This window comes from Pseudooceanicola algae (assembly GCF_003590145.2).
Lineage (GTDB): Bacteria > Pseudomonadota > Alphaproteobacteria > Rhodobacterales > Rhodobacteraceae > Pseudooceanicola > Pseudooceanicola algae.
In genome coordinates this window covers 288093-301894 of the sequence record NZ_CP060436.1, presented here as the reverse complement: position 1 = coordinate 301894, position 13802 = coordinate 288093, and the positions used below count along the sequence as shown (strand labels likewise).

Annotated in this window: 11 protein-coding genes; 4 read left to right on the top strand and 7 right to left on the bottom strand. The window is 66.1% G+C overall.

Annotated elements, in window-relative coordinates; genetic code table 11:
• The first annotated feature begins 15 nt into the window (after positions 1-15).
• Complete coding sequence (locus PSAL_RS01400) at positions 16-1212, top strand: UbiH/UbiF family hydroxylase (protein ID WP_119839775.1); 1197 nt, start codon at positions 16-18, stop codon at positions 1210-1212.
• A 92-nt stretch (positions 1213-1304) separates the two neighbouring features.
• Here PSAL_RS01400 and PSAL_RS01395 read toward each other — a convergent pair whose 3' ends face one another.
• Together PSAL_RS01395 and PSAL_RS01390 are read right to left on the bottom strand one after the other, a co-directional pair.
• Positions 1305-1763: an Lrp/AsnC family transcriptional regulator gene (locus tag PSAL_RS01395; protein WP_119839776.1), complete on the bottom strand. Its 459-nt coding sequence runs from the start codon at positions 1761-1763 to the stop codon at positions 1305-1307.
• Entirely contained in the window at positions 1760-2215 is a 456-nt protein-coding gene (locus PSAL_RS01390) for an Lrp/AsnC family transcriptional regulator (RefSeq protein ID WP_119839777.1), read from the bottom strand. The genes PSAL_RS01395 and PSAL_RS01390 overlap by 4 nt, the downstream gene beginning before the upstream one ends.
• A gap of 148 nt (positions 2216-2363) precedes the next feature.
• Here PSAL_RS01390 and ilvC point away from each other — a divergent pair, with 148 nt between their 5' ends.
• Together ilvC and PSAL_RS01380 are read left to right on the top strand one after the other, a co-directional pair.
• Positions 2364-3386 carry a ketol-acid reductoisomerase gene (ilvC, locus tag PSAL_RS01385; protein WP_119839778.1) on the top strand — a complete coding sequence of 341 codons (1023 nt, stop codon included), beginning with the start codon at positions 2364-2366 and terminating at the stop codon, positions 3384-3386.
• Positions 3387-3537: 151 nt separating this feature from the next.
• Positions 3538-4779, top strand: coding sequence for an Hsp70 family protein (locus tag PSAL_RS01380; RefSeq protein ID WP_119839779.1), 1242 nt, complete (start codon positions 3538-3540; stop codon positions 4777-4779).
• Positions 4780-4783: 4 nt separating this feature from the next.
• On the opposite strand, the gene folP is transcribed toward PSAL_RS01380, so the two are convergent.
• From folP to glyS, 5 genes are all read right to left on the bottom strand, one after another.
• Complete coding sequence (gene folP, locus PSAL_RS01375) at positions 4784-5824, bottom strand: dihydropteroate synthase (RefSeq protein ID WP_119839780.1); 1041 nt, start codon at positions 5822-5824, stop codon at positions 4784-4786.
• Positions 5821-6744 (bottom strand): dihydroneopterin aldolase, encoded by a 924-nt coding sequence (locus PSAL_RS01370; RefSeq protein ID WP_119839781.1) that lies wholly within the window; start codon positions 6742-6744, stop codon positions 5821-5823. The genes folP and PSAL_RS01370 overlap by 4 nt, the downstream gene beginning before the upstream one ends.
• Before the next feature lie 324 nt (positions 6745-7068).
• Positions 7069-7701, bottom strand: a complete 633-nt coding sequence (locus tag PSAL_RS01365) for a cell wall hydrolase (RefSeq protein ID WP_231388579.1) — start codon at positions 7699-7701, stop codon at positions 7069-7071.
• Positions 7702-7859: 158 nt separating this feature from the next.
• A complete protein-coding gene (locus tag PSAL_RS01360; RefSeq protein ID WP_119839783.1) occupies positions 7860-10424 on the bottom strand; it encodes a putative PEP-binding protein in 2565 nt (854 codons plus the stop codon).
• A 172-nt stretch (positions 10425-10596) separates the two neighbouring features.
• Positions 10597-12861 carry a glycine--tRNA ligase subunit beta gene (gene glyS / locus PSAL_RS01355; protein ID WP_119839784.1) on the bottom strand — a complete coding sequence of 755 codons (2265 nt, stop codon included), beginning with the start codon at positions 12859-12861 and terminating at the stop codon, positions 10597-10599.
• 315 nt (positions 12862-13176) lie between these two features.
• Here glyS and PSAL_RS01350 point away from each other — a divergent pair, with 315 nt between their 5' ends.
• Entirely contained in the window at positions 13177-13731 is a 555-nt protein-coding gene (locus PSAL_RS01350; RefSeq protein ID WP_196222817.1) for an outer membrane protein, read from the top strand.
• The last annotated feature ends 71 nt before the right edge of the window (positions 13732-13802 follow it).

Below are 13802 nucleotides of genomic sequence, written 5' to 3'. Positions count from 1 at the left end.
AGGAGGTGCCCGGCCATGGCCGATCAAAGCTTTGACATCGTGATTTCGGGCGGCGGCGTCGCCGGTCTGAGCGCAGCCTGCCTGCTGGGCGCCGAAGGGTACAAGGTGCTTTGCCTTGATCCCGCCGCCCCGGTGACCGATCGCAGTGCCGAGGGTGCGGATCTGCGCACCACTGCCTTTCTGCAACCGGCCCGTGCGCTGCTGGAGGATGCCGGGCTGTGGGAGCGCCTTGCCCCCCATGCCGCCCCGCTGGAGATCATGCGCATCGTCGATGCCGGCGGTCCCGCGCCCGAAGCCCGGCTGATCCGGGATTTCCGCGCCGCCGAGATTTCCGAACAGCCCTTTGGCTGGAACCTGCCCAACTGGCTGCTGCGCCGGGAAATGGTAGCCCAGCTTGCAGATCTGGAACGCGTCACATTCCGCCCCGGGATCGGCACCACGAGCCTGTTCACCCGCGACAGCGGCGCCATCGTGGGCCTGAGCGACGGAACCCGGGTGCGCACCCGGCTGGTCCTGGCCGCCGATGGTCGCGCCTCGCCGATGCGCAGTGCCGCCGGCATCAGCGTGAAGACGACGCGCTATGGCCAGAAGGCGCTGGCCTTTGCGGTGACCCATACAGAGCCGCATCAAAATATCTCGACCGAGATCCACCGCAGCGGCGGGCCCTTCACCCTGGTCCCCCTGCCCGATTTCGAGGGCTGCCCAAGCTCGGCCGTGGTCTGGATGGAAGATGGCCCGAAAGCGCAGGACCTGGCCCTGCTGCCGGTTGCGGAGTTCGAAGCGGCAGCGTCGGAGCGGTCGACAGGGATCCTCGGGCCGCTGACCCTTCGGACCCGGCGGGCGATCTGGCCCATCGTGACCCAGGTGGCCGACCGGATGGCCGGTCAGCGTATCGCGTTGATGGCCGAAGCCGCCCATGTGCTGCCGCCCATCGGTGCGCAGGGGCTGAACATGTCGCTGGGGGATCTGCGGGCGCTGCGCGATCTGATGCGGAAGGCGGACGATCCGGGCAGCGCAGAGGTTCTGGAGGCCTATGACCGCGCCCGCCACCGGGAGGTGAAGATCCGGGCGGCGGGCATCGACTTGCTGAACCGCGCCTCGCAAGTCGCGCCCCAGCCGTTGCGGGATCTGCGGGCCGCCGGGTTGCAGACGCTGTACGGGGCCGCACCGGTGCGCCGGATGCTGATGCAGATGGGTCTGGGCGTTTCCTGACGAACCAGGCTTTGCGGAGAGGGCGTGATGGGGGCGCTGCCCCCGGTCGCCTGCGGCGCCCTCCCCCGGGATATTTTGAACAGGGAAACCTGTCAGCCGAGCGGGCCCGGCAGGCGTTCTTCGGAAAGCATGACATTGGCGTCGACATTGCCGATGCCCGGCAGGGTCATGATGCGGCGCCGCAGGACGCGTTCGAAATCCGGTATGTCGCGGGCTGTGACCCGCAGGCGGTAGTCGTAGCTGCCGAGGATATGTTCGACAGTCTGCACCTCCGGTATGGCCGAAACGGCGCGTTCGAAATCCTCGAGGCTGAGGCGGCCCTTGGCGGCGAGCTTGATCCCGAGGAAGACCGTGACGCCGAAGCCGAGGCGCGTGAGGTCGAGATCGAGGCGGCGTGACTGGAAGGCACCGGCCTGTTGCAGGCGCCGGATGCGGCGCCAGGTGGCCGGTTGCGACAGGCCAAGGCGGCGGCCAAGTGCGCCCGAGCTGAGCGAGGCATCTTCGCTGAGCGCCCGCAGGATGCGGCGGTCGGTGTCGTCGAGATCGATCACAGCGGCACCGTTTCATCGTATTTGATCCGGGCGATATGCATCAGCGCATCGAGGTCGGAGATATGCGGCAAGGTCAGGATCCGGGTGCGGTAGAGGTCCTGATAATGGTCCATGTCGCGCGCGATGAGGCCGAGGCGCACATCGACCTGGCCAAGGAAGGTCTGGATTTCCAGCACCTCGGGAATCTTGCGGGCTTCGGCGGCGAAATCCTCGAAAGCGCGGGGCTGGCTCTTGTCGAGGGTGATGCGCAGGGAGACCTCGACCGAATAGCCAAGCGCATGCCAGTTGATCACCGCGTGGGAGCCGCGGATGACGCCCTCTTCCTGCATCTTCTCGATCCGTCGCCAACAGGTGGCCTGGGTCAGGCTGGCGCGCTCTGCGATCTGAGCGGCGCTCGCCGCCGGATCGGCCTGGAGCTGGCGCAGGATGCGCCGATCTGCGTCGTCGAGCATTGATTTTACTTTATTTCGGATACCGGCGAATTGATTTTTGTAATTATGGCGTCTTAATGCAAATTTTGCAACGCCATGCGCCACAAAATCCCTATTCTGCCCCTCATGACGGACAGCCCAAGAGGGCGAAACGGAAGGAAGCGAAAACATGCGCGTTTATTATGATCGTGACTGCGACATCAACCTGATCAAGGATATGAAGGTCGCCATCCTGGGCTACGGCAGCCAGGGCCATGCCCATGCGCTGAACCTGCGCGATTCGGGCGCCAAGAACATCGTCGTCGCCCTGCGCGAAGGCTCCTCCAGCGCGGCCAAGGCCGAGGGCGAAGGCCTTCAGGTCATGGGGATCGCCGAGGCAGCCGCCTGGTGCGACCTGATCATGTTCACCATGCCCGATGAACTGCAGGCCGAAACCTACAAGAAATACGTCCATGACAACCTGAAAGACGGTGCGGCGATCGCATTCGCCCACGGCCTGAACGTGCACTTCGGCCTGATCGAGCCCAAGCCCGGCGTCGATGTCATCATGATGGCGCCCAAGGGTCCCGGCCATACCGTGCGCGGCGAATACACCAAGGGCGGCGGCGTGCCCTGCCTGGTGGCCGTGGATCAGGATGCCTCCGGCAAGGCGCTGGAAATCGGCCTGTCCTATTGCTCGGCCATCGGTGGCGGGCGTTCGGGCATCATCGAGACCAACTTCCGCGAGGAATGCGAAACCGACCTGTTCGGTGAGCAGGCCGTGCTTTGCGGTGGCCTTGTCGAACTGATCCGCATGGGCTTTGAAACCCTGGTAGAAGCCGGCTACGCCCCCGAGATGGCCTATTTCGAATGCCTGCACGAAGTGAAGTTGATCGTCGACCTGATCTACGAAGGCGGCATCGCGAACATGAACTACTCGATCTCGAACACGGCGGAATACGGCGAATACGTCTCCGGCCCGCGCATCCTGCCCTACGACGAGACCAAGGCGAAGATGAAGGCGGTTCTGCGCGACATCCAGACCGGGAAGTTCGTGCGCGACTTCATGCAGGAAAACCAGGCTGGCCAGCCCTTCTTCAAGGGTACGCGCCGCCTGAACGACGAGCATCAGATCGAACAGGTCGGCGAAAAGCTGCGCGGCATGATGCCCTGGATCTCGGCCGGCAAGATGGTCGACAAGGCCAAGAACTGAGAAATTTCGCAGGCCATTTCATGGCCTGGCGGATTGGAAGGGCCCTGCCAGATGGCGGGGCCCTTTTTGCATGGGCACGGTTTGCGGTTGCGCCGGGGCGCGGGCTTGGGTAGCAGGCGGTTTCGCATTTTCGAGCAAGGGGAGGCTCCCGATGGACGGGCGGGTTCTGGCCGTGGATTTCGGCACGTCGAATTCGGCGGCAGCGGTGGTGGAAGCAGGCTCGATCCGGCGGATCGCGGTCGAGGACGGGGCCGAGACCCTGCCGACGGCGGTGTTCTTTCCCGCCGATGAAGGCACGATGCTGATCGGTCAGGCCGCCGCAGAGGCGCTGATCAGTGGCGAGGAAGGCCGCTACATGCGGGCGCTGAAATCGGTTCTGGGCACGACGCTGTTTCATGAACGCCGCCTGATCGGCGGGCGCAGGCGGACGCTGGCGGATATCGTCACTGCTTTCCTGATCCGTGTGAAGGCCCGCAGCGAGGCCGAGCTTGGCGGCAAGGTCAGCCGCGTGCTGTCGGGACGTCCGGTGCATTTCCACGATGGCGATCCCGCCCGCGATGCCCAGGCCGAGGCGGATCTGCGCGGCTGCTACGAGGCCGCCGGTTTCACCGACATCCGGTTCCTGCCCGAACCCGAGGCTGCGGCCTGGGCCAGCATGGGCCGAGACCGCAGCGGCGAAACCGGACTGATCGTCGATATCGGCGGCGGCACGACGGATTTCACGGTCTTCCGTCAGGGCGGCAATGGGGTCGAGGTACTGGCCAGCCACGGCATCCGTCTGGGCGGTACCGATTTCGACGCCGCCCTGTCGCTGGCCCATGTCATGCCGCTGCTGGGTCAGGGCGGGCAATTGCGCCGCGACATGGGCGCGGGCCTGTTGCCGATGCCGGCCGGGATTTTCGTCGAACTGGCGACCTGGGCCAAGATCCCCTTCCTTTACACCCCCGAGACCCGGCGCATGGTGGCCGGCATGCTGCGCCAGGCAGTCGAGCCGCAAAAGCTGCGCCGTCTGGCCGAGGTGCTGGAAAGCGAGTTGGGCCACGAGATGGCCTTTGCGGTAGAGCGGGGCAAGATCGCGGCCAATGGCGCCGAGCAGGCCGAGATCGCCCTTGGCGTGGTTGAAAAGGGCCTTGTCGCCGAGATCACGCGCAGTTCGATGGATGCGGCACTGGCCGCGCAACGGAGCGCGCTGGAAACCTCTGCCGCCGAAAGTCTGACGATCGCCGGACTGCGGCCCGGTCAGATTTCCGCCGTGGTGCTGGTCGGCGGGTCGAGCCTGATGGGCATGGTGGATGACGTCGTGCGCGCGCTCTGTCCTGACGCGCGGGTTGAACGGGCTGCGGCCTTTACCGCCGTTGTCGACGGGCTGGCGCTAGCGGCGGCAGAGCTTTGACGGCCTAGGCTCGCCCCGTCCCTTCCGGCCCCGCCCCGTCCCGCGCAGCCCCGTCTCGCACCGCAAGCCAGAGGCGCAGCGCCTGGGCGGTCTCGGCCACGTCATGGACGCGCAGCATCTGCACCCCCTGCGCCACCCCGGCCAGCGCCACGGCGATGGAACCGGGCGCGCGGGCGCCTGCCTCGGATGCTGCGCCAATTGTCCCGATAAAGCGTTTGCGGGATGCGCCTAGCAGCAGCGGACAGCCCAGTCCGTGGAACAGCGACAGGCGTTGCAGGATCTGCAGGTTATGCCCGGCCGTCTTGGCAAAACCGATACCCGGATCGGCCAGGATACGGGCGCGGGGAATGCCTTCGGCCTCGACCGCGTCAATGCGGGCGGCAAGTTCGTCGTAGGTGTCGAGCAGGACGTTGTCGTAGACCGGGTCCAGATGCATGTCGCCCGGCGTGCCGCGCATATGCATGACGCAGACCGGCAGGGCCGAGGCCGCCGCCAGCGGCCCCAGAGCGGGATCATGGGTAAAGCCCGAAACATCGTTGATCAGCCCGGCACCCGCCCGGATCGCGGCGCGGGCGACGCTGGCCTTGCGGGTGTCGATCGAGATCGGCAAGCCGAGGTCGCGCAGGGCCTCGATCACCGGGGCGGTGCGCTGGATTTCGTCGTCCACCGGGACCTCGGCCGCGCCGGGCCTTGTGCTTTCGCCGCCAATGTCGATCAGGTCGGCCCCGGCCCCGGCCATGGCCTTGCCGTGGGCGCGCGCCGCCTCGGGGGCATTGAAGACCCCGCCGTCGGAAAAGCTGTCGGGCGTGACGTTCAGGATGCCCATCAGGCGCGGCCGGTCCAGCGACAGACCGGCGAGCGCGGGACGCGGGCGGCAGAGGCGGCGCGACCAGTCTTCGGGCAGGTCGGACGCGGGCAGGATGCGGGCGGCGGCGTCACGGCGCAGCGCCTCGACCTCGGTGAACCACAGCGGGCCACCGCACAGGGGCAGCGCATGGGACGGGCGCGGGCCGGATTGCACCAGCGGGCGGTAATAGGTCGTCATGGATGCAGGCTTTCGGTCCCCGACGTGATCTGGCGGACGCGGGTCGCCTCGGTGGATGGCGGTGCCTTGTCCCCGATCACCAGCATCTCGCTACTGCCCATCACCCCGGCGAACCACAGCGCAAGGCCGGGGCCGTCGATCCGTTCGGGCCGGTCCCCGACCGCGTCCAGAACGATCTTCGACGGCGCCCAGAGGCTGATCTGGCCTTGGGTCATCGCCCAGTCAAGCTCGGTCCGGCTGGCAACCACCACGCAGCGGCGGTCCTGACCGGCCAGGATCCAGGCGGTCTGTTCGATGGCCAGCAGGTCGATGCGGCGCTGCACCAGGGCCGAGGTCGCCTGGGCATGGACCGCCGGACCGCAGCACAGGATCACCGGGCGGCCGCAGTTCTGAAGCTGATCCAGCCATCCGGGCAGCAGGGGCGCGGCGATGGCGGGTTGCGACAGGTAACAGATCAGCGGATCGGGCTGGGTTTCCGCCGCGCCCTGCCCCGGCGAAGCGGCCTCGGCCCGGCTGCGCACGATCTCGACCCCAAGGGCGCCGGGGCCGCGATCCAGCTTTTCGATCCGCACGAAGCACCGGTCGGCAGCCGGTTCGCGCAGGATGCGCGCGGCAATGCGTTCGGCCAGGGTTTCAAGCAGGTTCAGGCGTTCCGCGGCCAGTTCGGCAGCGATGGAGTCGGTCAGCGTGTCGTAAGACAGGATTCGGTCCACATCATCGGCGATCTCGGCGGGGTTGCGGACCTCGACCACGATGTTGAAGCGCAGCCGCTGATCGGTACCGCGTTCCTGCTGAAACGCCCCGATCTCGACAGAGGTCAGGTGATCGCGCAGCGAAATGCGGTCGGCAGGGCTGTCGCCCGACAGGGCCCGGGATCGCTCCTCGGGATGGCCGAAAGCCTGGGAAATCTCTTCGCTCATCATTGCCCCCTGAATGCGGCGTCTTCATGTCAGAAAGAGCGCGGATAGGCAAAGGGGTCGGCGCTGAAAGCGGCGCGCAGGCGCCGGCACCGACAGGCAGGCGACAAAGCCCGGGCGGCAAGGCCCGGCAGGCCCTGTCGCGGGGCATCAATGGGGGAAAGGGGTCGCCCGCGAGGGGGCCCAAGGGGCCAGGGCCCGATCAGACCCGCGGGCGCCTTCTGGCGGCCGGGATCCGGGTTTCCATTCTGGAAGGTCTTCCTTGCGCTCCGTTCCGGGCGCCTCGGGTCCGCGGTCCGTTATATGACCGGCGCACCCCGATGGGGATCAGTTGCTCGCCGTACGGGTGGGCGAGACGTAGAATTGGTGCACGCCGATCGAGGCGGTCTTGTTCAGACGCCGGGACCAGGACGGGTTGACGTGGGTCGTATGGTAATAGGTCGCGCCATCCACCAGCGTACGGGGGGCCCCGGCCAGCATGATCGAGGCGACCTTGGCCACGCGGGCATAGGCGCGGGGTTCGGAAATCGTCTCGGCCCGGCCATCGCAGGTGTAGGTGAACTGGCAGGCGTACTTGCGCCCCGTCCCCTGGTTGATCACGCCGCAGACGGAGCTGGGGAAATCAGGACTGTCGGCTCGGTTCAGGATCACCTCGGCCACGGCGAACTGGCCCTTGACGCTTTCGCCGCGAGCTTCAAAGTAAAGCGCCTCGGCGAGGCACTGGAACTGGTCACCGCCTGCCCCTGCGGGCTGCGCCGCAAGCCAGTCGCGCGTGTAGCTGACCTTGACCGCATCCGAAGCAACGGCTTCGGGGGTCTTCAACAGGGCGGCAAGCCGACCTTGCGGGACGGTTTCCATGGCTTTCTGCTCGGCGTCCATTGCATCGGTCATCGGGTTCTGGGCCAGCGCGGGCGTGGCCATGAGCAGGGTGGCGGTCAGCAGGTGTGCAGCAAACTTCATGTATCTCGGATCCTCTGGTGCGGCGCCCATTCGGGTGCGACCGGTCAGGTCCCTAACGAAAAGTGATGGAACCGTCCACCCACCGCTACGTTAAGCAAGAGTTAACTCGCCCATCACAAGGCTGAAGTTTTCCGCCAGAAAATCACAAGCCATTGAAATCAGGATGTTTTAAGCGCCCTTGGCGGCAATGTTGGCCGAATGTTCAATTGAGCGGCAGCCAGCCGAGCGATGGGCACCCTGAAGGGAGAACACGAAACGTAATCAAAGCCCGCAGCCCTGCAGAAGGCGATTGATTCGGCATTGCCCCCATGTTCCCCGCAGATCGACAGGACCAGGTCGGGCCGCGCCGCGCGGCCGCGTTCTGCCCCAATCGTGAGCAGTTCGCCGACGCCTTCATGGTCAAGCGTATGAAAAGGATCCTCGGGGTACACACCCTGCTTGACATAGGTCGACATGAACTTGCCCGCGTCGTCCCGTGACAACCCGTATGTCATCTGCGTCAGGTCGTTGGTCCCGAAGGACAGGAAGGCCGCATGGGGCGCGATTTCCCCGGCCCGCAGCGCGGCGCGCGGGGTCTCGACCATGACGCCGAGGCGGAAGCTGAAATCCTTGCCCGTCTCGTTGCGCACCGCAGCGGCGACGGCATCGACCCGCGTCTTGACCAGTTCGACCTCGCGCCTGGCCGAGACCAGGGGGATCATGATCTCGGGCACCACCGGAACACCGTCTTCGCTGGCGGCGATCGTCGCCTCGAAGATGGCGCGGGCCTGCATGTCGTAGATTTCCGGCACGGTGATGCCCAGACGGACGCCGCGCATCCCCAGCATGGGGTTGTATTCCGACAGCTGTTCGGCCCGACGGGTGACGTCCGACAGGGGGCGCGACAGGCTTTCGGCCAGTTCGCGCAGCCCCTCGCGATCCGAGGGCAGGAATTCGTGCAGCGGCGGATCGAACAGGCGGATGCAGACGGGCCGCCCCTGCATGATCCGGAAGAGATCAGTGAAATCAGCCCGTTGCATGGGCAGCAGACGTTCCAGGGACGTGCGCCGGTCATCGGGCGCATCGGCAAAGATCATCTCTCGCATCACGGTCAGGCGACCGGATTCAAAGAACATGTGCTCGGTCCGGCACAGGCCGATGCCGTCGGCGCCGAACTTGCGCGCGGTCTCGGCGTCCGCCGGGGTGTCGGCATTGGCGCGGATCCCGATGTCGCAATAGTCTTCGGCCCAGGTCAGCATCGCCTGGAAGGCGGCATCCTGCGAGGCCTCGTGCAGCGGCGCTTCGCCGGCCAGCACGTCCCCATGGGTGCCGTCGACGGTGATCATGTCCCCGGCGCGGAAGTTGCGGCCGTCGCGCGCGATCAACCGCTCGGTCTTCATGTCGAATTGCAGCCCGGTCAGGCCCACCACGCAGGGCAGGCCCAGCCCGCGCCCGATCACCGCGGCATGCGAGGTCGCGCCGCCACGTTCGGTGATCACCGCCACGGCCGCATGCATGCCGCGAATGTCTTCGGGACCGGTTTCGCGCCGCGCCAGGATGCAGGCCTCGCCCCGCGATTGCGCCGCCTGAGCATCCGCCGCCGAAAAGCACAGCCGCCCCGAGGCCGCGCCGGGGCTGGCGGCGATCCCGGTGCCGATCAGGTCACGCTTTGCCGAAGGGTCGACCTGCCGGTGCATCATCTCGTTCAGGGCGCGGGGATCGACCCGGCACAGGGCCTCGTCGCGCGGGATGACGCCGTCTTCGGCCAGGCGCACCGCCATGCGGACTGCCGCCCGGGCGCTGCGGCTGGCGCGCACCCCGTCCAGCACATGGACATTGCCGTTCTCGATGGTGAATTCGCACTGCATCTCTTCGCGCAGGCGATAGCGCATCAGACGGGAATATTCGGCGAGGGTGGCAAAGGCCTCCGGCGCGAGGTCCTCAAGCGAGGGCCCGCGCGCATCCCGCGCCAGGAACATCGACCGGCTGTCGCCCTGCAGGGCCTCGCGGCCCTGGCTCTGGCTCAGGTAGCGGCCGGTGATCCGGGGCAATCCGGTTCCGCTGGATGCAAGCTGGATCACGCCCGAGCCGCATTCCCCCGTCTTGCCTAGCCCCAATGCCATTTCCTGCACCACCAGCCCCAGGCCCGCATCCGCCGGCGCGCCCTTGGCCTGCCGCAGCAGCCGCGCGGTCGTCCCGCGCCAGGCCCGCGCCATGCTGCGCAGCACGGCGGCCAGTTGCGTCGCGGCATCCTGGGGGAAATCCTGTTCGGTTTCCTCGTGATAGGCGCGAAAACTCTCGGCCAGTGCTTCGGGGCCGGTGACGGGCAGGTCCTCGAACATGTCCGGATCGAGCCGCTCGACATGGATCGCGTAGGAGCGCACGAAGCGGTTGTAAAGACGCGTCGCCGCCTCCGTGCCGATCCGTTCGGAGAGGGCCGCATGGGTGGCGTCGTTCATGCCGATGTTCAGCACCGCCGAAGGCCCACCCCAATCGGGGTCTTCGGACGAAGGGCGCACGCAGAGCAGGGGATCGTCCCCGAAGGGGGCAAGGATGCAGGCCACGTCGGGCATCCGCCCTTCGGCGATATCCTTGACGGCTCGAAAGCTGAGGGCCGTGGTGCGCGGTACCGGCAGGCTGAGCCGGGTCAGGCGTTGCAGGCACTTGGCCCGCCCGCCATGGGTGCGGGTCGCGATCGGCGCGGTTTCGGTGACCGGCGTGATATCTGGATCGTCTTGCTGCACTGCGGCACCTTCCTGAGTCTGCGCAGCATAGCCGGGGCGGGGTTTGGGGCAAGGGATTTGTCCCCGCCCCGAGGGCCGCGTTCAGCCACCTGCCCCTGCCGTTTTCACCGGCTCGGCGCGAGTCGGCAGCCGTGTCACGGCCTTGGAAGACGCTCGCCCAACCCGGCCCGGATCAGCCTTCGATCCGGGTCAGGTCCGCCACTTTCAGCACGGTGCTGCGGATGGTCGACAGCAGGTTCAGACGGTTGCGGCGCACGACCTCGTTGTCGGCATTGACCTGCACCGCCTCGAAGAAGGCGTCGATGGGCCCGCGCAGCCCGGCAAGCGCGGCAGCAGCAGCGGCGAAATCTTCGCCCTCAAGGGCTGCTTCGATCCGCGGCGCTGCGGCGTCGAGGGCCGCGAACAGGGTCTTTTCCTCTTCGGCTTCGGCGAATTTCGGATCGGCACCGTATTCATAAGCCACCCCGTCCTTGTCCTCGGCCTGGGTCAGGATGTTGTTGGCGCGCTTGAAGCCCTGGACAAGGTTCACGCCGTCCTCGGTGCCCAGCACATCCGACAGCGCCTGCGCCCGGTTGACCAGCAGCGTCAGATCGTCATTGCCCGGCATCGCGAGGCAGGCGTCGATCACGTCGTGGCGGATGCCTTCGTCGCGCAGGTGCACCTTCAGCCGGTCATGGAAGAAGGACAGCAGGTTGACGCTTTTGGGCAGTGCGCCCTGATCACCGGCCCCGAAGGCGTCCTGAAGGACCGATTGCATCTGTGCACGATCGGCGCTGCGCTCGGCTTCTTCCTGCTCCAGCGCCGACAGCAACTGGCCAAAGGCCTCTTCGGGCATGTCCCGTTCGGCGGCGAAATCGGCGAGGCGGGCGCGCTTGCCGGTCTCGGTCTCGTCCAGCGCCTTGAAGATGTGGCGCATCAGCAGGTCGTCGAACAGGCCCAGCAGGTTCAACCGGACCTTGTTGGTCAGGATGATGCGGATCACGCCAAGCGCCGCGCGACGCAGGGCAAAGGGATCCTTGGAACCAGTCGGCTTTTCGTCGATGGCCCAGAAGCCGATCAGCGTGTCGATCTTGTCCGCCAGCGCCACCGTGGCCGAGACCGGTGCAACCGGCACGTCATCCGTGGGACCAAGCGGGGAATAATGCGCCTCGCAGGCGGCGGCGACTTCGGGGGCAAGGCCCGCGGCCTCTGCATAGTAACGGCCCATCAGCCCCTGAAGTTCGGGGAACTCATAGACCATCTCCGAACTCAGATCGGCCTTGGCGACGCGCGCAGCCTTTTGCGCCACGGCGGGATCCGCCGAAAGCGCCGGGGCCAGATCGCCCGCCAAATCGGTGATCCGGGCAATCCGTTCTGCCTGGCTGCCGAGCTTGGCATGGAAGGTCACATTATCCAGCTGGTCGATCCAGGGCTGCATCTTTTCACGCTGCGCCACGCGCAGGTCGTTTTCCCAGAAGAACTTGGCATCCGACAGCCGTGCCGCCAGCACCTTTTGATTCCCGGCAAGGATCGTCGCGCCATTGTCGCGGGTCTCGCGGTTGGCGACGGTGACAAAGCGTTCGATACGTCCGGTCCGGGCATTCTTTACCGAAAAGAACTTCTGGTGCTCCTTCATGGAGGTTTGCAGCACCTCGGGGGGCAGACCAAGAAAGTCCTCGCCGATCTCGCCCATCAGCACGACGGGCCATTCGACAAGGCCCGAGACCTCGGCCAGAAGGCCCTTGTCCTCGACCACGTCGAGACCGTTGGCGAAGGCGGTATTGGTCGCGTCCTGCCAGATATGTTCGGCCCGCTCGCTGGCATCCAGCACCACGAAACGGCGTTTCAACTGGGTCGCGTAATCGTCAAAATCCTTCACCGCGAAACGGCCCGGCGCCATGAAACGGTGGCCTTCGGTGGTATTGCCGGTCGAAATGCCGTCAAGGTCCATCGGCACGACCTCGGCGCCTGCCTCGTCCGACAGGACGCAAAGGATGGAATGCAGCGGGCGTACCCAGCGGAAGGTCCCGCTGCCCCAGCGCATCGACTTGGGCCAGGGGAAATTGCGCAGCACGGATTCCAGCACTTCGGCGATGATCTCGGGCGCCTTGCGGCCCGGCTTTTCGATCACGGCAAAGAAGACGCGGCCCTTCTTGTCATCGCGTTCCTGCAACTGGTCACGGGTCAGCCCCGCCCCGCGCAGGAAGCCTTCGATGGCCTTTTCCGGCGCATCGGTACGCGGGCCCTTGCGTTCTTCGCGCAGGGTGGGGCTTTCGCCCAGCAGGCCCTGCAGGGTCAGCGTCAGACGGCGCGGCGTGTGAAAGGCCCCGGCCCCGGCATAGGTCAGACCGGCCTCGACCAGACCGTCGGTCACGCGTTTCTTCAGCTCTTCCGCCGCACGCGCCTGCATACGGGCGGGAATTTCCTCGGAAAAGAGTTCGATCAGGAGATCGGGCATGTGAATATCCGTCCGGGCTGTGGTTTGCGGGCAGGGAATAGCCGAGGGGGGCCTGAGGGTCCAGTGGCGATAGGCGGGGTCGCCTCCGGGGTCGCCATCCGGCAGATTGCGGCAGTCAATCCTGCCGCCGCAGCGCGCACCGCCCCGCGCGAAATCCCGCCGGGATGTTCCGCAACGGAAAGCATAAATCCACCGACAAGGCCGGAACCTATCAACTTTATGTGCGTTGCTTGTCCGAGGGTCGCTGAGACTTACATGCCTGTGACGTGTAGTGAATTTCCGGCCTCAAGACTTGGCAGGATAAAGGATAAAGAAATGAACCGCCTGAACATCTTGGCAGCAACGACTGCCCTCTTCGCCGCTGGTCCCGCATTTGCAGGGGCCTATACCGAAGCCCCCGCCGATCCGGTCATCGTGACCCCGGTGATCGTAGAGCCTTCGGCCGACTGGACCGGCTTCTACGGTGGTGCCAGCCTCGGCTACGGCGACCTCGACAAGGGCTCCTTCTCTGACGATTCCATGGTCTACGGCTTGCATGCCGGCTACGACCATGACTTCGGCGACTTCGTTCTTGGTGGCGAAGCCGAATACCAGGCCCGCGACATGTGGGAAAACGGCGCTGCCGATTCCACCCGTCTGAAAGCCCGCCTGGGGTATGACCTGGGCTCGACCCTGGTCTACGGCGTTGCCGGTGGCTCGATGGTCGATGACCAATGGGGCTATAACGTCGGCTTCGGCGCAGAGCACATGCTGAACGCCAACTGGAGCGTTGGCGCCGAGTACCTCTACGAGAACATCTCGGACTTCGACGACTCCCCGAGTGACCTCACCGGCAACACGGTCGCGGCCCGCGTCAACTATCGTTTCTGATAGCGGCATATCTGTCCAAGGACAGAACGATACGAATGGAAAGGCCCGGAGCATCCCGCTCCGGGCCTTTT